Source organism: Pseudomonas sp. E1MeOHC2 (genome assembly GCF_058745025.1).
In genome coordinates this window covers 5,058,877-5,078,597 of the sequence record NZ_CP196675.1, presented here as the reverse complement: position 1 = coordinate 5,078,597, position 19,721 = coordinate 5,058,877, and the positions used below count along the sequence as shown (strand labels likewise).

The 19,721-nt window shown below is 62.6% G+C and carries 13 protein-coding genes; 8 read left to right on the top strand and 5 right to left on the bottom strand.

What is annotated here, in order from left to right; translation table 11 throughout:
• Nucleotides 1–19 precede the first annotated feature (19 nt).
• On the bottom strand, nucleotides 20–1,174 hold the full coding sequence (locus tag ACSSU5_RS22985; RefSeq protein ID WP_492559897.1) for a GNAT family N-acetyltransferase: 1,155 nt from the start codon (nucleotides 1,172–1,174) through the stop codon (nucleotides 20–22).
• Nucleotides 1,175–1,506: 332 nt separating this feature from the next.
• Here ACSSU5_RS22985 and ACSSU5_RS22980 point away from each other — a divergent pair, with 332 nt between their 5' ends.
• The 4 genes from ACSSU5_RS22980 (at nucleotide 1,507) to ACSSU5_RS22965 (ending at nucleotide 8,929) form a co-directional block, all read left to right on the top strand.
• Complete coding sequence (locus ACSSU5_RS22980; RefSeq protein ID WP_492559896.1) at nucleotides 1,507–5,349, top strand: dermonecrotic toxin domain-containing protein; 3,843 nt, start codon at nucleotides 1,507–1,509, stop codon at nucleotides 5,347–5,349.
• 120 nt (nucleotides 5,350–5,469) lie between these two features.
• The gene (locus ACSSU5_RS22975) at nucleotides 5,470–7,089 is read left to right on the top strand and encodes an NADP-dependent glyceraldehyde-3-phosphate dehydrogenase (RefSeq protein ID WP_264313450.1); all 1,620 of its coding nucleotides are present in this window, start codon (nucleotides 5,470–5,472) and stop codon (nucleotides 7,087–7,089) included.
• 110 nt (nucleotides 7,090–7,199) lie between these two features.
• On the top strand, nucleotides 7,200–7,667 hold the full coding sequence (locus ACSSU5_RS22970; protein WP_264313451.1) for a VOC family protein: 468 nt from the start codon (nucleotides 7,200–7,202) through the stop codon (nucleotides 7,665–7,667).
• An 80-nt stretch (nucleotides 7,668–7,747) separates the two neighbouring features.
• The gene (locus ACSSU5_RS22965; RefSeq protein ID WP_492559895.1) at nucleotides 7,748–8,929 is read left to right on the top strand and encodes a DUF8534 domain-containing protein; all 1,182 of its coding nucleotides are present in this window, start codon (nucleotides 7,748–7,750) and stop codon (nucleotides 8,927–8,929) included.
• A gap of 67 nt (nucleotides 8,930–8,996) precedes the next feature.
• On the opposite strand, the gene ilvA is transcribed toward ACSSU5_RS22965, so the two are convergent.
• Together ilvA and ACSSU5_RS22955 are read right to left on the bottom strand one after the other, a co-directional pair.
• Nucleotides 8,997–10,559 carry a threonine ammonia-lyase, biosynthetic gene (gene ilvA / locus ACSSU5_RS22960; protein ID WP_492559894.1) on the bottom strand — a complete coding sequence of 521 codons (1,563 nt, stop codon included), beginning with the start codon at nucleotides 10,557–10,559 and terminating at the stop codon, nucleotides 8,997–8,999.
• A gap of 181 nt (nucleotides 10,560–10,740) precedes the next feature.
• Nucleotides 10,741–11,172: a PACE efflux transporter gene (locus ACSSU5_RS22955; RefSeq protein ID WP_264313454.1), complete on the bottom strand. Its 432-nt coding sequence runs from the start codon at nucleotides 11,170–11,172 to the stop codon at nucleotides 10,741–10,743.
• Nucleotides 11,173–11,449: 277 nt separating this feature from the next.
• Between ACSSU5_RS22955 and ACSSU5_RS22950 the strand changes: the two genes are divergently transcribed.
• On the top strand, nucleotides 11,450–12,544 hold the full coding sequence (locus ACSSU5_RS22950; protein ID WP_492559893.1) for a GGDEF domain-containing protein: 1,095 nt from the start codon (nucleotides 11,450–11,452) through the stop codon (nucleotides 12,542–12,544).
• A gap of 51 nt (nucleotides 12,545–12,595) precedes the next feature.
• Here ACSSU5_RS22950 and ACSSU5_RS22945 read toward each other — a convergent pair whose 3' ends face one another.
• Nucleotides 12,596–13,897, bottom strand: coding sequence for an ATP-binding protein (locus ACSSU5_RS22945; protein ID WP_264313456.1), 1,302 nt, complete (start codon nucleotides 13,895–13,897; stop codon nucleotides 12,596–12,598).
• Between the two features lie 6 nt (nucleotides 13,898–13,903).
• The gene (locus ACSSU5_RS22940; protein WP_264313457.1) at nucleotides 13,904–14,605 is read right to left on the bottom strand and encodes a response regulator; all 702 of its coding nucleotides are present in this window, start codon (nucleotides 14,603–14,605) and stop codon (nucleotides 13,904–13,906) included.
• Nucleotides 14,606–14,762: 157 nt separating this feature from the next.
• Between ACSSU5_RS22940 and ACSSU5_RS22935 the strand changes: the two genes are divergently transcribed.
• From ACSSU5_RS22935 to mobA, 3 genes are all read left to right on the top strand, one after another.
• Complete coding sequence (locus ACSSU5_RS22935; RefSeq protein WP_492559892.1) at nucleotides 14,763–15,950, top strand: efflux RND transporter periplasmic adaptor subunit; 1,188 nt, start codon at nucleotides 14,763–14,765, stop codon at nucleotides 15,948–15,950.
• Nucleotides 15,951–15,961: 11 nt separating this feature from the next.
• Entirely contained in the window at nucleotides 15,962–19,084 is a 3,123-nt protein-coding gene (locus ACSSU5_RS22930) for a multidrug efflux RND transporter permease subunit (protein WP_492559891.1), read from the top strand.
• A 61-nt stretch (nucleotides 19,085–19,145) separates the two neighbouring features.
• Nucleotides 19,146–19,721, top strand: coding sequence for a molybdenum cofactor guanylyltransferase MobA (mobA, locus tag ACSSU5_RS22925; RefSeq protein WP_492559890.1), 576 nt, complete (start codon nucleotides 19,146–19,148; stop codon nucleotides 19,719–19,721).

Here is a 19,721-nt window from a genome sequence, read left to right as displayed (position 1 = left end):
CACGAGCCTTTGAAACGACTCAGTTGGATGTGATCCTTTCCATCGTCGGCGGCGACTGTAAATTGGCGTAACGACTGCGCAGGGTTTCGATAAAGGACTCTCCCGACCCCGTGCCGCCGTAGAGGTAGATCTTGTGCAGCCCACCAAAGACCATTTCGTGATAACGCCTAGCGACTTCCTCGTCGCTCGGCCCGTCCGGCAAGCCCAGGTGCAGTGTCAGTTTGTCGCCTTCGACCGCGAACATCGGGGTTTCCCAAAGAAACTTCGCGGTGCCTGTCTTGGGTAGCCGCACGAACAGGTACGCATGATTGCCCAGCGAGTCGATATCGCCACCGCGCCGTCTCTTCCATTTCAACAAGCCGTCATCCGGCCGCGCCAGGCACAAGCCGATATCGTAATAATCGAAGCCATGTTCCAGCGCCCACTCCAGCGCCATGTATGTGGTGATAGAGTTCACCTCGCGCAGTTTTTTCGCATCTGAAAACACGGCTTCGCTATAACCAAACCGCAGGGTGCTCCAGTAGCGCTTTCCACCCCGCGTCACTTCACAGCCGAGGTGACAGCCGATCACTTCGTCGCCCAGGGTGATGAGGTCGAGGCGCCCTACACTCTTTGCGATTCGAAACACATCGTCCGTTGGAAATTGCGCGGCATGGATACCCTGCCTTGCAGTGGCATAGGGGCGCAGCAACTGGCTGTCGGCCATTGCGATTTCTTCATCCGACAGCGTCTGCCGCATTTGATAAAGCGGCCGGTTCTTGCGGATACTGCGGCGCAGCTCACTGTCATAGCGTGCCGTGATGTCTTCCAGGGGGCGCCCCAGCGGGACCACCGCGCTCAAGTAGTGCGGCACGGACAAGGCCCCGGTGGTGGGCATTTCACTTACCAGCACCACATGGTTTGACGGGTCGGGGCTTGCACCACTGGCTGTGGCCGGGGCATTGCCCTGCACTTTGCCACCAATCAGCAGCTTGGCCATCTCGCGCTGCTGCTTGCGGCCGATGTAGAGGATTTCGTAGGGGCTTTCTTGCTGCAGCCGGAACCTGGCGACCTCCCACCGCCAAAAACAGGCTCGCCCAAGCACTTCTCGTATTTGGCTGGCGAGCAGCCTGATCTCGTAGCGCGTGGAGGGAGAGATGAGTTTTCGTGCAACAGCCGCCAAGTTCTCTTTCATTCTGCTTCGACGTCCTTTGATGTTGTCTATGGGCAAATTTGAATGAAGACCACAATTGACCGTAACAAACACACCCAACGCACTGATATATAAAAGATTGATAACGAATCATCACTCTCACATTCAGTAACAATTTAAGATGCAAGGCAACGCTTTGGCAAGCGGCACTTTGACAGCATGCCACCCTATTTTATGACGTCAAATTTCCTGTTTAAATGTGAGGACTTCATGACGCAATGCATGAAGTATGTTCAGTTGCAGGTACTATTCGGCTACCACTTGGTTATTAGTAAATGCCTTTTGATGCTGTCTCCTCATAAAGGAACATCATCATGCCCGCATTATCTAAATTCGATCCGCAACACGACCTGCTCAAGCACCGGTTACCCACTTGGACGCACCGACTAGCGGCCTCGGATTGGCACAGTTTGAAGCAAAGCCAACTACCGAGCTTTTACACCCAGGACTGGTACGCCAATGCCGCGCCTGACCTTCGCCAGGCAGTGCAACGTAGCCAGTCGCGCCTACTGCGTTCCCAGGCCATGCTGGCCCGTTCGCTCAAGGGCCTTGAGCAAGTCACTGCGTTCGCTGAACCGCTATTGCTCGCAGCCCTTGCCGAACAGGGCTGCACCGCGCCACTTCGTGGCACCGAGCTGCTGCGGGTAGAAAGCACGTGGCATTGGGCAGGCCTGCGCAACCTGTTTAGCCATCGTCGCGATAATCTGTTGCAGGCTGCACTGCAGAACTTTGCCGACGACGAAAGCTTCACCCCTCAGAGCGCCATCGCCCTGAGCGCCACGATTCAGGTCACAACCATTCAAGTTCAGGGCACCGCGATTCTTGGCCCGCAAACCGCTCCGGCGCACTTCCCTCTGTCATCGGAACGCTACCAAGTGCAACGACTGCCGCTTGCACCCGCCACGTTCGCCACACTGTGCCGGACGCTGGATTTGGGGGGGCAGTACCAGGCCCATCTTGAGCAGCATTACGCTAAGCCTCAGGTGCGCGAGCAGGCAATTGCCGTATACAAGGATCGCTTGCGCCTGGCCGCCGACCTGGCCTACCTGCGCCATGTGCTTGGCGGCGCCGCGCGCGACCGGGTCGACCTGTTGCTGCAGGGCAGCAGCGTGGCGTGCTGGCAGCTGGCGCTGTTTGGTATCACGCTGCACGAGGTCATGCTGATTGACGCCGGCAGCGCCGGCCTATTGCTCTACCTGCCAGGCCACGACCAGGCCTTGCGGCAATGTACCGACCTTGACGCCGTACACGAGGCCTTGGTGGCCCTGCTGCTCGACCCCCTTGCCCGTCAGGCGTTCATGGCGTACCTGGAACAGGATCAGCACCCACACTTTCTCGACCTGCTGCACCAAAACATCGACGCTTCGGGCACTTCTGCCGACGACCAGGCATGGTTGCGGGCACCCCGGGCCGACTTGCGCCCGACGCGGCAGGTGATCACCGAGGAGCCGTTCGGCCTCTATCAGGCGCTGCACGTTGCCCGCCTCAAGCGCGAAGCCCGCCAACTGGCCGTGCCCACCGCCGAAGCCGATGCCAAGGCGCGGGCGAGCCGCCTGCAAGCGTGGGAAGACCGCGGCCTGGACGCGCTCAATATTGCAGGCTTTTTCATCCCAGCCGTGGGCACGTTGATGCTGGCTGTCACTGCCTGCCAACTGCTTGGCGAGGTATACGAAGGCTATGAGGCCTGGCATCAAGGCGATCGCCACCTGGCACTGCGTCACCTGGAGGCCGTGGGCCTGAACCTGGCACTGATCGCAGGCTTGGCGGCAGCAGGCCATGTGGTGCCGAAACTGTTCAAAAGCCCGCTGATGGAGAGCTTGCAGGAGGTGCGTAGCAACGATGGGCACTACAGGCTCTGGCAAGCAGACCTCACCCCCTACCGCAGCCACGCTGCGTTGCCGGAACACCTGCAACCCAATGCACAGGGCCAATACCTGCACGATGGCCGCTGTTTCATTCATATGGATGGCCACCTCTACGAGCAACGTCTGGACAGCGAACTGCAACAGTGGCGTATCGTCCACCCGCAGCTGCAAGACGCTTGGCAACCACCGCTGGAGCACAATGAGCAAGGTGCTTGGCGCGCCAGCCACGAACAGCCATCGCTGTGGTCGTTCGCGCAGCTTGCCCGGCGCCTGGGCCACGCTTACACGGCGTTCACGGCAGAGCAATTGGCGTTGGCAGGGCGTATTTGTGGCGTCGATGCCGCGGGCTTGCGCCGTGTGCACCTCGAAGGGCAATCGCCACCTGCGCTGCTGCTCGACACCTTGCAGCGCATGGCCGCACAAGCCAAGGCAGAGGCACTGGGCGGCGACTCGCCACAAGGCCTGTTCGAACGCCTTTATAACGGCGCCGCACCTGTCGAACCCGCAGCACGTCGGTTACTGCAAGCCTACCCCCGCCTGTCGGCCACGCTTGCCAGGCGCCTGTTGGCGCCCCTGAGCGCCGTTGAAGCACTTGCCTGGGAAAACGAAGCGGCGTTACCTGCGTGGCTGCGCCAGCAGATTGAACACACGCACAGCGAACTGCCTCTGGTCCGAGCCCTGGAAGGCGTGCTGGTACCCGCCCGGGCCAATGCCGATAGCGAGCGCCTGCTGTTCAGCGCCCTCGATGGCCTGCCTGACTGGCCGCGCGAATTACGCCTGGAACTACGTGCCGGTAGCCCCGAAGGCCCGTTGCTTGGCAGTGTTGGTAGCCACCAGGCAGGAAGTGTCAGCCGGGTCATCAAGTCTGCTCAAGGCTATGAGGCGGACCTGGGGCAGCGCCCTGCTCCCGCCGCGCAAGACCTGGACCTGTGCCGCGCAGTGGAACAGGTGCTAGCGCAGGCCCACCGGGACGCGCTGACGATCTCCGAGGCAAACGGCGATTCATTGCGCCAGCGCATCCAGGCCTGGGCCAACGCAGACAGAGACGCCCTTGCACAAAGACTGTGGGGGCATCGCGCCATCCGGCGCGCGCACCCTGGTCAACTGCGCGGCGGTCGGCCACTGGACCCCGCACCACCGCACCCACGGCAGACGGGTTCACTGGCCGGTGCCTATCGCCGACTGTACCCCGACGCCACCGACTCAGAGATCGAGGATGCACTCGGAAACGAGCTGGAAGAAGATCAGCTGAACAACAACGATCTTCGCTCACCAACGCAGAGGCTTCGGGATCTACAGCAACGCCTGGAGACCCTGCGCCGCGACCTTCAGGCGTGGGCCCGCCCCGACCCTCGACGCCCACACCATCGGCAGCGGGCAATCCGCCCTATCATCAACGCCTGGCGGCGCCTCTCCACCGTTCCGCTGGCAGGCGGTGGTCGGATCTACAGCCTGGACCTGTCCGGCCTGGAACTCGAAACCGAGGATTTGGCCAGCCTGGTGCTGCCGGACGATTTCACCCATGTGGAACACTTGTCGCTGAGCAACAACGCCGCGCTCAGCCAGCTGCCCGAGACCTTTCATCAGCGTTTTCCCAGGCTGAAGCGCCTGCTGCTGTCCAATTGCCGTTTCAGTACCCTGCCGCGTCTGCGCAACCCTCTACGGTTGACATGGCTTGACCTGGACAACAACCGCATCACGTGGGACAACCACACCCAGATAACTCTGAACCAGTGCGCCGGGCTGGTCGTGCTAGACCTGTCCAGCAACCCGCTGCTGGAGGCCCCAGACTTGAGTGGGCTCCCCTACCTGAAAACCTTGTTTCTGAGTGACTGTGGCCTGACCGAGCTACCCCAAGGCCTGGAACTGGTGGCTGAACCGCTGGTGTTGGACCTGACGGGCAACCAGTTCGTGCAACTGCCTGCAGGCTTCAACGCCCCCGAACCCGTTGCTGAAGCCCTGTGCCTGGAAAGTGACTGGCTCAGCGAAGGCATGCTTGCCCAGGTCGATGCTTACAATGCAGCCCATCAGGTCGATTTGCTGGTGTGTGAAGGTGACTATGCTGAATTCTTCGAAGGAATGGGCCCCGAACAGGCCGCACTCTGGCAGCGATTGCCACTTCAGTACCGCCGCGACCTCAGGCCCTTGCTTGAAGGCGACTTCTTTCTTGCGAGCCCCCGGCAAGCCCGCGCGGAATTCTGGCGGCGCCTGGCAGCCATTGATGCCGATCAGGTGCTACGCGAAGAGTGGTTGACGCACCCGCCCTACAACCTGTTCAACCTGCCGCTGTGAACTCATCGCCAGCGCGCAATGTTGAGCCAGACTGGTGTTTTTCCTGCGGCCGGTGCATGCTCGAAGCTGAAGCGTTTCACCCGGCACGAAATCCGCTCAAATATGTGAGGTGCAGTACCCATGGACCGTCTGCTCGATTCACTCTTCCCCACCGCCGAGAACATCCCCGACACCTGGCGTCTGGAAGCCCCCCTGGAACAACGCGACTACCTGGTGAATGGCCAGCTCAGGCGCTGGGACGGCCCGCTGGCCACCGTGCGCAGCCCGGTCTGGCTCAAGCAAGCCGACGGCGAGCACCAGGTCATTCTCGGCAGCGCCCCGCTGCTTGATGCCGACACCGCCCTCACCGCGCTCGATGCCGCCGTGCAGGCCTACGACAAAGGCCGCGGCGTTTGGCCCACGATGCGTGTTGCTGAACGTATTCAGCATGTCGAAACCTTCCTGGCGCGCATGCGCGAACAGCGCCAGGCCGTGGTCAAGCTGCTGATGTGGGAAATCGGCAAGAACCTCAAGGACTCAGAAAAAGAGTTCGACCGCACCTGCGACTACATCGTCGATACCATCAACGCGCTCAAGGACCTCGACCGCCGCTCCAGCCGCTTCGAGCTCGAACAAGGCACCCTCGGCCAGATCCGGCGGGCGCCACTGGGTGTGGCATTGTGCATGGGGCCGTACAACTATCCCCTCAACGAAACCTTCACCACGCTGATCCCGGCGCTGATCATGGGTAACACCGTGGTGTTCAAGCCGGCCAAGTTTGGCGTACTGCTGATTCGCCCGTTGCTCGAAGCCTTCCGCGACAGCTTCCCGCCGGGGGTGATCAACGTCATCTATGGCCGCGGCCGCGAGACCGTCAGCGCGCTCATGGCCAGCGGCCTGGTCGATGTGTTTGCCTTCATCGGTACTCACAAGGCCGCCAGTGACCTGAAAAAACTGCACCCACGCCCGCACCGCCTGCGCGCAGCGCTAGGCCTGGATGCCAAGAACCCCGGCATCGTGCTGCCACAGGTCGACCTGGACAACGCTGTCGAAGAGGCCGTTACCGGCGCCTTGTCATTCAACGGGCAGCGCTGCACCGCGCTAAAAGTGCTGTTCGTCCATGAGGATGTGGTCGATGCCTTCCTGGAGAAATTCCAGCGCAAGTTGGCCGCGCTCAAACCCGGCATGCCATGGGAGCCTGGGGTGGCGCTGACGCCACTGCCGGAACCGGGCAAGGTCGATTATCTCGACGGCCTGGTGGCCGATGCCATCGACAAGGGTGCACGGGTCATCAACGAAGGCGGTGGGCAAAGCCGTGGTTCGTTCTTCTACCCCGCCCTGCTCTACCCGGTGAACCACGACATGCGGGTGTACCACGAGGAGCAGTTCGGGCCGTTGGTGCCGGTAGTGCCCTATCGCGACCTGGAAACCGTGATCGACTACGTGCTCGACTCCGACTACGGCCAGCAGCTGAGCCTGTTCGGCAACGACCCGGCGACCATCGGTAGCCTGGTCGATACCTTTGCCAACCAGGTCGGTCGCATCAATATCAACGCGCAGTGCCAGCGCGGGCCAGACACCTACCCGTTCAATGGCCGCAAGAACAGCGCCGAAGGCACGTTGTCGGTGCACGACGCCTTGCGCGTATTCTCGATCCGCACGCTGGTGGCAACCAAGTTCCAGGAAGCCAACAAAACGTTGATCAGCGAGATCATCCGCAATCGACAGTCGAGCTTCCTGACCACCGATTACATCTTCTGACTGCCGCCGTTATAGAGAATCGATCTAGCGCCACTGTCGATTTTCCATCCGTGCAAACGACTCTAAGCAAGAGGGCGCCACCCGGCGCCCACTTCAAAGGAGAGTCGAACATGGCAGCCAAACCCATCCCCGAAGGCCAGCACAGCATCACCCCCTACTTGGCCATCAGCGACGCCGCCAAAGCCATCGAGTTCTACGCAAAAGCCTTTGGCGCGGTTGAGATGTTTCGCCTTGACGCCCCCGGCGGTCGCGTGGGTCATGCAGAATTGAAGATCGGTGATTCGTCGCTGATGCTCGGCGACCCCTGCGACATGGAAGGTGGCCTGACGGCCAGCCAGAAACTCGCTGGCGCGGCAGTGGGCCTGCACCTGTATGTCGACGACTGCGACAAGGTCTATGCCCAGGCCCTCGCATGCGGCGCCACCCAGCTGCGCGAAGTGACGGATCAGTTTTATGGCGACCGCAGCGGCACCCTCAAAGACCCGTTCGGCAATATCTGGTTCGTCTCGACCCACAAGGAGGACCTTAGCCCTGATGAGATTCGCGACCGCGCCGCGAAGATGTTCAGCGGCAGTTGAGCGGCCAACTGCAAGCCTCAAGTTGAAACTGAAACCGCTTTGCTTGAAGCTTGAGGCTTGTAGCTTGGAGCTGCCCATCAATGCGTATCATCGATAAAACCGCCGCGCAGGTGCGCAGCCTGACACCCGCCGAAGAAGAGCTGCTGGTCGGCTTCACCACAGGTGCGCTGGTCGGCCCCCGCCTGCTGCAGGCCAACCAGTTGCTGATGAAGGTGCGCAACGCCAACCAGTGGCTGGCCTGCGACTGCCGCAAGGATGCCCTGCCGGTGCTGAACGTGACCCTCAACGGCAACACCGGCACTTTGTTCCTGAAAAATAACCCAGGCACTGCCGAGCATGCGCCTGGCTGCCCGTTCACCAAGGACGAGCGTGAAGCCGCAGAGCGCGAAGACGACCCTGCCCCACCCGCCGCGTGGTTGCCACCCGACACGCCGTTGCGCCTGATCGGGGACTTTCGCCCGGCCCAAGACAGCGGCGGCGGTGAGGGCCATGACCGGCGCGAACAGCAACGGCTGCTGTCGCTGCTGCTGACCTGGATCGAGATCAGCGGCTTGAACCTCTACGCTACCCACCTGAAAAAAGACCTCACCGGGCAGTTTGCCGAACTGCGCAGCGTTGCCAGCCGCTACCCGCTGCTAGAGCGGGTGCCGGCCGGCAATTACCTGGAAACCCGGCTGGACATGAAGCACATGATGATGCTCAAGGCCCGCCTGCGCGAGGCCACGGTGTTCGGCAATCACCGTCGGCATGGGTTGATGCTCGACTGCGTCGACCAGATCAAAGGGCGAAAGCTGTTCAACAACCGCAGCGACGAGGGTTTCGATTTCCAAGGCCACCACCTCTATTGGGGCGGAAGCCGCACGGCTGGACCGCTATTGGCGCTCGCGCTGTACTCACCCACCACCGCTGGCAGCCATTTCTATGAACTGATCCATGTGGCCAGCGTGCCTGTGCTGTCGCGCGCCCACCTGTTCCCGGTGTACCGCGATGAAGAGCGCGAGCCGCTCAAGGCGCTGGTGTCGCTGATCGACTGGATGGCGAGCAAAGGCGTGAAGGTGCAGATGCGCCGCCCAGTGATCGGCGGGCAAGTGATGGATGAGCTGGTACTGACCTCGGATCAAGACCGGGTGCTGTCCGTGTCGTTGCTGGAGCAACCGATCGGGCCGGAACCGGATGCCGAGAACTTCAAGCGCTACGCCGACTTCAAGAGCCTGGAAACCTTCCGCAAGTTTGTCGCGGGTTTCTTCATGCGTGAGCGCTAAGCACCCTAGGGCTACGCACGCGTTGTTGTAGGAGCGGCCTTGCGCGGCGCAAGGCCGCTCCTACAGATCAACCCAGAAACAGCGTGTACGCCGGGTTCTCGGTTTCATCCCAGTACCGATAGCCCATCTCATCCAGCGCCTGTGGCAACCCTGGCTGCTCGTCCGCCGGCACCTCCAGGGCGGCAAATACCCGCGCCTCTGCTGCACCATGGTTACGGTAGTGGAACAGGCTGATGTTCCAACGTTTGCCCAACCGCTCCAGGAAGCCCAGCAACGCCCCAGGCCGCTCCGGGAACTCGAAGCGCAGCACGCGCTCATCCGCCCCCGACGCGGCATGGCCGCCCACGGTGTGACGCACGTGCAGCTTGGCCAGTTCGTTGTCGGTCAGGTCGAGCACGCTGTAGCCTTGCTCGGCAAGGCTGGTCAACAGCATTTCCCGCGGGTCGTGCAGCGGATGGGTCTGTACGCCGACAAACAGACGCGCCTCCTTGCCCGGGTAATAGCGGTAGTTGAACTCAGTGATCTGGCGTTTGCCCAGCGCCTGGCAGAATGCTCGGAAGCTCCCCGGTTGTTCGGGAATGGTCACGGCGATGATCGCCTCGCGCTGCTCGCCCAATTCAGCCCGCTCGGCCACATGGCGCAGGCGGTCGAAGTTGACGTTGGCACCCGAGTCGATGGCCACCAGGGTCTGCCCCTGGACACCCTCACGGGCCACGTATTTCTTGATGCCGGCCACGGCCAGGGCACCGGAAGGCTCGGTGATCGAGCGGGTGTCGTCGTAGATGTCCTTGATCGCCGCGCACAGTTCATCGCTGTTGACGGTAACCACCTCATCGACGAAGTGCCGGCACAGCTCGAAGCAGTGGGCGCCGACCTGGGCCACCGCCACGCCATCCGCAAACGTGCCGACCTGCGGCAGGATCACCCGCTCGCCTGCGGCCAAGGCAGCCTGCAGGCAGTTGGAGTCTTCCGGCTCGACGCCGATCACCTTGACCTCGGGCCGCAGGTATTTGACGTAGGCGGCGATGCCCGCCACCAGCCCGCCACCCCCCACCGGGACGAAGATCGCATCCAGCGCACCCGGGCGCTGGCGCAGGATTTCCATGGCCACTGTACCCTGGCCGGCGATTACGTCCGGGTCGTCGAACGGTGGCACGAAAGTGGCGCCTTCGCTGTCCGCCAGTTTCAAGGCGTGGGCCAACGCATGGGGGAAGCTCTCACCGTGCAGCACCACGTGGCCACCCCGCGAACGCACCCCTTCGACCTTCAGCGACGGCGTGGTGGTTGGCATGACAATGGTGGCTTTCAGGCCCAGGTGCGAGGCCGCCAGGGCGACGCCCTGGGCATGGTTGCCCGCCGACGCGGTGATCACCCCGCGTTCGCGCTGGGCGGGTGTCAGCCGCGACAGCCGCGTGTAGGCACCGCGGATCTTGAACGAGAAGGTGGGTTGCAGGTCTTCACGCTTGAGCAGCACCTGGTTGCCCAGGCTGGCAGACAGCGCAGGCGCTACCTGCAGCGGCGTTTCGATGGCCAGGTCGTAAACCGGAGCGGCGAGAATGCGCCGCACCTGCTCCGACAGCAGTTGCTGGGGAGTGGCAGGTGTACGCAGGTTGGCGCTGAAGCTGGTCATCGATGACTCCTTGGCTTGTTTCACGTTGCCCAGGAGTCAGAGAGTGAAAACCCGCCTCCAGGGCAGGTTAGGTGCACGTACGCGCTAGCCCGCCAAACTGATAATGGCGGTAATAATAATGGCGTTCACGTGCGCGAATGTGTTCATGGGGTGGGAACTTATCCCGCCGCACGGCAGCAAGTCAACACTTTGCCTGCTGCGCCGAGAGCGGCACATCGAACACCTTGTCGAACCCCCACTGGAAAACGAACGCATACACGAAGAAGAACACGAACAGTGCCAGGTTGGTCAGGAAGGCCGCCCACAGGCTGACATCCAGCCACCACGCCACCAGCGGCAGCAGAATCACCACCAGCCCGCCTTCGAAACCCAGGGCATGCAATACCCGGCGTCTGAAGGTGCGTTCGCGCTGGCGCTGGCGCGCCTCCCAGCGCTCGAACGCCCAGTTGAAGCCCATGTTCCAGCTCATGGCGATGCCCGACATAAGCACTGACAGCACGGTCGATTGCGCCATGCCTGCAGCAAAGGCCAGTTCCAGGGCAGGTGCCACACAGGCAACGGCGATGGCTTCGTAGAGGAGGGCCTGGACGATCTTGCGTGCCTTGCCTTGCATGTTCAACTCCCTGAAAAACGACCTACCAAACTACAAGATGTGGCCCACAAGCAAAAGCCTGAAGTGCACCTTTAACTGAACGGCCAGTCAACACCACCCTTCTCATCCCCCTGGTGGTCAGGCACCTGAGGTCCGATACAACCCTGCGCACGCCCTGTCAATCTGCTCCCACCACAGGCTCTTCACAGTGTTTGATGGCCGTGGGTGAATCGGTGGGAGCGGGCTTGCCCGCGAAGAGGCCAGTGTTGACAATGCATGCCTCAAAGGAGCTCAGCCGATGTTCAAGACCATTGAGGAACATGTCCGCCAGCAGGTCGCTCCCGCCGCCCTGCGTGCCGAGTTCCGCCAGCACGAGTTCGATGCTTCGCGCCGCTTCTGCCAACTGATTTTCGGCGTCAGCATCGCCGTCTGGCTGGTCTTCGACGTCATCGTCAGCTACCTGGGTGGCCAACGTTTCACCTGGCTCTCTGGCCTGTTCATCACACTCATGTGCAGCCTCACCGTGGTGCTCGGCTTCACCCGCAAAAGCCAGCACTTCGACGTCCTCAACCTCGTGTTCATCACCGTCATCACGCTGGGCATGCGCCTGCTCATCGATGGCATTCCAATCGCCCTGCGCCCGGTTTGGCTGGTATTGGGCACGTCCACCGTGCTGTACAGCGTCTCGGTGCTGCCGGTGCGGCGCTGGTCATTCTTCTGTGCCATGGCCATCACGTGGGTCATGCTCAACCCCTTCTACGGCACCAACATCAACCCGGACGACCTGGAAGCCGCCATGCTGATCAGCTACGCGGTGTTCCTCAGTGGCCTGGTGATCTACAGCTACCTGCGTATCCGGCAGGCCAAGCTGCACAATTTCTACATGTCCAAGCTGTTGCTCGACCAGGCATACGTTGACGTACTGACCGAGATCCCCAACCGCCGCTCGTTCATGGCCAAGGCCGAGCGCCAGCTGCAGCAGAAAACACCTGGGCAGTACCTGGCAATGATCGACATCGACAACTTCAAGAAGGTCAACGACCGTTTCGGGCATGACATTGGCGATGAAGTGCTCAAGCGTGTGGCGGTGCACATCAAGGCGTCGATGGCAGGCTATGAATTTGCAAGGCTCGGCGGCGAGGAGTTTGCGATCTTCTTCCAGGGGCTGGATCAGGCGGCTGCCGAGCAACAGGTTGCGGCGTTATGCAGGCGGGTGCGGGAAGACCTGGGTGCGCATCCGGTGACGATCAGCATCGGGCTCGCCCAGGTGGACAGTGCCGATACCCTGACCATGGCGCTGGTCAGGGCAGACCAGGCGCTGTATGAGGCCAAGCACACTGGCAAGGATCGGGTTGTGCTGTGGACGAGTCGTCTGGCCGAAAGCAGCAACTAGCAGGCTAGGCCCTTTCACGGGCAAGCCAGCTAAAGGGCCGGTACAGCCAACCTACCCACCCGCCGGCAAACGAATCATGAACTGCGCCCCACCCAGCGCCGACTGTGCCACCGTCAACGTACCGCCCTGCCCTTCGATCGCCCGCCGGCTGATCGCCAGCCCCAAGCCGAACCCGCCGGTATTGCGATCACGGCTACGGTCCAAGCGGTAGAACGGCTGGAAGATCCGCTCACGCTCCTCGACCGGAATACCAATCCCGTCGTCCTCGACCGTCAGCAGGCAGGCGCCGTCATCCTCAAGCCGCAACCTCAACAGCAGGCTTTGGTCGCAATAACGCATCGCGTTGCGCACCAGGTTCTGCACCGCCCGCGCCGTCAACCGGGGGTCGAGCACGAAACGTGGCAGTTCGCGCTCGGCACGCACTTCCCACTCAATGCCACGGCTGTCCAACTCTTCGGCAAAACTGCCGAGCACGCTGTCCACCAGCTCCAGCAGCGACACCTCGACCCGCTCACGCGCCTGATCGGCGTTGTACAGGCGGCTGTAGGACAACAGCTCCAGCACCAGTTCATCCAGTTCGCGCACATGGCCGACCAGCTCCAGCAGCCGTTTACGGCTGGTAGGCGGCACTTCGTCAAACAGCAGCACCAGGCCGAAGTCCAGACGGGTCAGCGGGGTGCGCAGTTCGTGGGACACCGCATTGAGCAGCTCGCGCTGCTGGTTGACGTGGCGCTCAAGGTCGGTGGCCATGGTGTCGAACACCCCGGCCAGTTCACCGATGTTCGAGTGCGCCGAGATGTGCGTTCGCTCTGCCATCTGCCCCTGGCCCAGGCGCCGGGCGGTTTCCTTGAGCCGCTCCAAGTCACGCCAGTGCGGCCACACCCAGAGCAGCAGGCAACCGAGCATGGCTGCACCGATCAGCACCGTCACGCCCCACGACAGCACGTTGATGTCCAGCGGGTCCTCGGGCGCATGCAGGCGCACCAGCCAGTCTTTGTCGAGGGGGGCCAGCACCGTCTCGTAATAACCCCAGTCAGCGATGCGCACCACATGCATGCCATGTTCCAGGCGCGCCCGTTCATCCGTGCTCAGGTCGGCCTGGTCCCTGCGCAGCAGCTTGACCTCGAGGGGTGCGAAGGCGTCGGCCAGGTCTTGCTCTACCGCTGGCCACTGCTCACGCGGGGCCTGGTGAAACTGGCGCACGATCAGCGATTGCACACCTTTGGCCTGGTCGAGGTTGTAGGCCATGAACCGCTCGTGGAACAGGCCGACGATGGTGTTGGGGATGAGCAGCAGCGCACCGGCGTAGGCGACGATAATCACCAGGTACAGGCGCACCAGGATCTTCAACATGCTCGGTCAGCACTCCCACTCGACACGGCTGAACAGGTAGCCTTTGCCCCATACGGTCTTGATCTTGCGCGCCTCGCCAGCGCTGTCGTCAAACTTGCGGCGCAGCTTGGAGATGGCGACATCCACCGAACGGTCGGTGCCGTTGAACTCGATGCCGCGCAGTTGCTGGAGAATGCGGTCGCGGTTAAGCACTTCGCCAGCATTGCGCGCCAGCACCACCAGCAGGTTGTACTCACCGCTGGACAGCTCCACCTCTTCGCCGCGCCAGCTGACGGTGCGCTCGGCCAAGTTGATGCACAAGCCACCGATCTGGATCAGGTCGCTGTCCAGGCGTGGCTCGTTGACACTGCTGCGGCGCAGCAACGTCCGCACGCGGGCCAGCAGCACGCGCGGCTCACAGGGTTTGGTCACGTAATCGTCCGCACCCATCTCCAGGCCCAGTACCTGGTCATGGCTGTCGTCACGGGCGGTCAGCATGAGAATCGGCAAACTCTGCGATTCCTGGCGCAGCAAGCGGCACAGTTGCAGGCCGTCGATGCCGGGCAACATCAGGTCGAGGATAACCAAGTCAGGTTTCTGCCGGCGAAATTCGTCCAGCACGTGGTCGCCACGGGCGATCACCTGAACATGGAAATCGTTGCGTTGCAGGTAGCTGGCGATCAGTTCGGACAGGGCGCTGTCGTCTTCGACCAGTAGGAGGTTTGGCATAAGCGCTTTGACACATGAGAAAGTCCAGGCAGGATATAGAATCCTACGCCCTGGCAGGACGCTTCTTCACACTTTTTCACACTCGCCCTACAGGTATTAACAGCCACCGAGGGAACGCCTGCCGTAGCATACACCGCGTCATCATCGGAAGATCCGTATGCCTACTAGCCTCCCCCCTCGCCTGCGCCCCGTGGCGCTTCTGGCGTTTCTGAGCTTGTCCCTGGCCGGCTGTGGCGACAGCGCCGAGCAGGAAGAAGAAATGCCCACGCCGCAAGTGCGCGTGGAAACCCTGCAGCTGCAGCCGTTGGCCATCAGCAGCGAACTCAGCGGCCGTATCCTCGCCCCGCGTACTGCCGAAGTGCGCGCACGGGTGGCGGGTGTGGTACTCAAGCGGGTGTACCGTGAGGGCAGTGACGTCAAGCAAGGCGACGTGCTGTTCCTCATCGACCCGGCGCCCTTCAAGGCCGACCACGACAGTGCCCGCGCCACCCTGGCCAAGGCCCAGGCCACCCTGTATCAAGCCCGCCTGCAGGAGCAACGCTACCGCGAGCTGGTCGACGACAAGGCCGTGAGCCGCCAGGAATACGACAATGCCCGAGCCAGCTTCCTGCAGGCCGACGCCGAAGTCGCCGAAGCCAAGGCCGCGCTGGAGCGTGCCCGCCTGAACCTGGGTTATGCCACGGTGACCGCGCCCATTTCCGGGCGCATCGGCCGCGCGCTGGTGACCGAAGGTGCACTGGTCGGCCAGAACGAGAGCACGCCCCTGGCCACCATCCAGCAACTGGACCCGATCCACGCCGACGTCACCCAGTCGACCCGCGAGCTCAATGCCCTGCGCCGTGCCCTGCGTGCCGGCGAGTTGCAGCAGGTTGGCGACGGCCAGGCCCGCGCCACGCTGATCCAGGACGATGGCAGCGCCTACCCGCTGCCCGGCAAATTGCTGTTCTCCGACATCAGCGTCGACCCGAGCACCAACCAGATCACCCTGCGCAGCGAGTTCCCCAACCCGGACCTCGACCTGCTGCCTGGCAGCTACGTGCGCGTGCGCCTGGAGCAGGCGGTGCAGCCCAAAGGCCTCAGCGTGCCGCAACGCGCCATCCTGCGTGACAGCGCCGGTGTGCCAAAAGTGCTGGTGGTCGACCCGCAGGCCCGCATCAGCGACCGCCAGGTGGTGCTGGGCAGCGCCCAGGGCGACCGCTGGGTCGTCAGCGAAGGCCTTGCGCCCGGTGAACAAGTGGTTATCGAAGGCCTGCAGCACGTCAAGGCCGGCGACCAGGTGCAGGTCGAAACGAGCCAGGGCACAGCGCCCGGCGCGCCGCCCATCGCACAGCACAACAGCCAGTGAGGGGCTGATCCATGCCGCAATTCTTCATTGACCGCCCGGTGTTCGCCTGGGTGGTCGCATTGTTCATCCTGCTTGCCGGTGCCCTGGCCATCCCGCAGTTGCCGGTGGCCCAGTACCCCAACGTGGCCCCGCCACAAGTGGAAATCTACGCCGTGTACCCAGGCGCCTCGGCGGCGACCATGGACGAAAGCGTGGTCAGCCTGATCGAGCAGGAGCTCAATGGCGCCGACAACCTGCTGTACTTCGAGTCGCAAAGCAGCCTGGGCAGCGCCACCATCACCGCCACCTTCGAGCCTGGCACCCACCCCGACCTGGCCCAGGTCGATGTGCAAAACCGTCTGAAGGTGGTCGAGTCACGCCTGCCTCGCCCTGTGACCCAACAGGGCCTGCAGGTGGAAAAGGTGTCCACCGGCTTCCTGCTGCTGGCCACCCTGACCTCGGAAGACGGCAAACTCGACGAAACCGCCCTGTCGGATATTCTCGCGCGTAATGTGATGAACGAAGTCCGTCGCCTGAAAGGCGTGGGCAAGGCCCAGTTGTATGGCTCCGAGCGCGCCATGCGCATCTGGATCGACCCGAGCAAGCTGATCGGGTTCAACCTCACGCCCAACGATGTGACCGATGCCATCAATGCGCAAAACGCCCAGGTCGCCCCTGGCAGCATTGGTGACCTGCCCGCCCGTGGCACCCAGGAAATCACCGCCAACGTGCTGGTCAAGGGCCAGCTGAGCACCCCGGAAGAGTTCGCGGCCATTGTTCTGCGCGCCAACGCGGACGGTTCCACCGTGACCATCGGCGATGTCGCCCGGGTCGAGATCGGCGCCCAGGAGTACCAGTACGGCACACGCCTGAACGGCAAACCAGCCACCGCATTCAGCGTACAGCTGGCGCCCGGCGCCAATGCCATGGAAACCGCCGACCTGGTGCGGGCCAAAATGAAGGAACTGTCGCGCTACTTCCCGGATGGGGTCAAATACGACATTCCGTATGACACCTCGCCGTTCGTGAAGGTGTCCATCAAGCAGGTCATCACTACCCTGTTCGAGGCCATGTTGCTGGTGTTCGCGGTCATGTTCCTGTTCCTGCAGAACCTGCGTTATACGTTGATCCCGACGCTGGTGGTGCCGGTGGCGCTGATGGGCACCTTCGCCGTGATGCTGGCGTTGGGTTTCTCGGTCAACGTGCTGACCCTGTTCGGCATGGTCCTGGCCATCGGCATCCTGGTTGACGATGCCATCGTGGTGGTAGAAAACGTCGAGCGGATCATGGCCGAAGAAGGCCTGCCGCCCAAGGAAGCCACGCGCAAAGCCATGGGCCAGATCAGCGGGGCGATCGTCGGCATTACCCTGGTGCTGGTGGCGGTGTTCTTGCCGATGGCCTTCATGAAAGGTTCGGTGGGGGTGATCTACCAGCAGTTCTCGGTGTCGATGGCGGTGTCGATCCTGTTCTCGGCGTTCCTCGCCCTGAGCCTGACCCCGGCCCTGTGCGCGACCTTGCTCAAACCACTGGCCAAGGGCGAGCACCACGAACGCAAGGGCTTCTTCGGCTGGTTCAACCGACGCTTCGACAGCATGAGCAACGGCTACCAGCGCTGGGTGGTGCAGGCGCTCAAGCGCAGTGGCCGCTACCTGCTGGTGTATGGCGTGCTGCTGGCCGTGCTGGGCTATGGCTTCAGCCAATTGCCCACGGCGTTCCTGCCCACCGAAGACCAGGGCTACACCATCACCGACATCCAGCTGCCGCCAGGCGCGAGCCGCATGCGCACCGAACAGGTGGCCGCACAGATCGAGGCGCATAACGCCGAAGAGCCCAGTGTCGGCAATACCACGCTGATCCTCGGCTTCAGCTTCTCCGGCAGCGGGCAGAACGCAGCACTGGCCTTCACCACACTCAAGGACTGGTCCGAGCGCGGTGACGATGACAGCGCGCAATCGATCGCCGACCGCGCGACCATGGCCTTCACCCAGCTCAAGGATGCCGTGGCCTACGCCGTGCTGCCGCCGCCCATCGACGGGCTCGGCGAATCGACGGGTTTCCAATTCCGCCTGCAGGACCGTGGCGGCATGGGCCACACCGCGCTGATGGCAGCCCGCGACACGTTGCTGGCCAGTGCTGGCGAAAGCAAGGTGCTGGTCAACGTGCGCGAGGGTTCGCTGGCCGAAAGCCCACAGGTGCAACTGGAGATCGACCGCCGTCAGGCCAACGCCTTGGGTGTGTCGTTCACCGACATCGGCGCGGTGCTGGATACCGCCGTAGGCTCCAACTACGTCAACGACTTCCCCAACCAGGGCCGTATGCAACGGGTAGTGGTGCAGGCCGAAGGCGATCAGCGTAGCCAGGTCGAAGATTTGCTGAAAATCCACGTGCGCAACAGCAGTGGCAAGATGGTGCCGTTGGGTGCATTCGTCCAGGCGAAGTGGGTCAGCGGTCCCGTTCAACTGACCCGCTACAACGGTTATCCGGCGGTTTCGATCTCCGGTGAACCGGCCGCAGGCTACAGCTCGGGCGAGGCCATGGCCGAAGTCGAGCGCCTGGTCGCGCAGTTGCCTGCCGGCACGGGCCTGGAATGGACCGGCCTGTCCCTGCAGGAGCGGCTGTCCGGCAGCCAGGCACCGATGCTGATGGCGCTGTCGCTGCTGGTGGTGTTCCTGTGCCTGGCAGCGCTGTACGAGAGCTGGTCGATCCCGACCGCCGTGCTGCTGGTTGTCCCGCTCGGCGTGCTCGGCGCAGTGTTGGCAGTGACCCTGTGCGGCATGCCCAACGACGTGTTCTTCAAGGTCGGCCTGATCACCTTGATCGGCCTGTCGGCAAAGAACGCGATCCTGATCATCGAGTTCGCCAAGAGCCTGGTGGACCAAGGTGTCGATGCCGTCGACGCCGCCGTGCAGGCCGCCCGTCTGCGCCTGCGGCCGATCGTCATGACCTCGCTGGCCTTCATCCTCGGGGTGGTCCCCTTGGCCATCGCCACCGGTGCCAGCTCAGCGAGCCAACAGGCGATCGGTATCGGGGTGATCGGCGGGATGCTCAGCGCAACCCTGGCAGTGGTGTTCGTGCCGGTGTTCTTCGTAGTAGTGATGCGGTTGGCTGGGCGCAAAAAAGCCCACGCCGATCAGGCGCAGACCCGCGACGCTTGACTGGACAAGCATCGCATTGAATGAGAGGGTTCCGGGCATCGATTTGCCGGAACCCTTTTTCATGACTGCCCACCTCCCCCCCTGCTCAATTCTCATCCTCGCTGGCGGGCGCGGTCAGCGCATGGGCGGCCGTGACAAAGGTTTGGTGGAGTGGCGAGGAGAGCCATTGGTTGCACACGTGCAACGTACTGTGCGACCAATCAGCACTGATTTGGTGATTTCCTGCAACCGTAACCAGAAGACCTACGCCACCTACGCCGACCAGATAGTGGGCGACGCGGAGCTGGATTTCCCCGGGCCGTTGGCCGGGGTGATCGCCGGGCTGACGGCGGCGCGGCGTGACTGGGTCGTGGTGCTGGCCTGCGATGCACCGCTGATTGACCAAGGGTTGATCGAGGATTTGCTGCAATTGGCGGTGGCTGGCGACAGTGCTGCGATGGTGCGTCAGGGGGGGTACTGGCAGCCGATGTTCAGTGTGTTGCCGCGCAGGCTGCTGCCGGTGTTGCAGCAGGCCTGGGCAGCCGGTGAGCGGAGTTTGCAGAAGGCCCTGCTGCTTGAGCCGGTGCAGGGGTTGGAGTGTGCCGAGGATGACCCGCGGTTAAGCAATTTCAACAGCCCAGATTTGCTCCAAGGGTGA